Here is a 231-nt window from a genome sequence, read left to right on the forward strand (position 1 = left end):
TCCGCGGCAGAATCACGATGGTCCACCCGTTCGATATCCTGCTCTATGATTGGACCTTCATACATATCATTCGTCACATAATGGGTAGTCGCCCCAATCAGCTTAACACCTCTGTCATAAGCTCGTTCATAATGCCGTGCTCCAATGAAGGCAGGTAAAAATGAATGATGTATATTGATGATTATGTTAGGATGGGCCGCTACGAAGTCCGGCGTCAATATCTGCATATAC

The 231-nt window shown here is 45.5% G+C and carries 1 protein-coding gene; it reads right to left on the reverse strand.

Annotated elements, in window-relative coordinates; genetic code table 11:
• Positions 1–231 (reverse strand): formyltransferase family protein (locus ACYP5M_RS26840; RefSeq protein WP_459735765.1); only part of this gene is annotated, 231 nt, incomplete at both ends.

This window comes from Peribacillus sp. N1, from assembly GCF_054600815.1.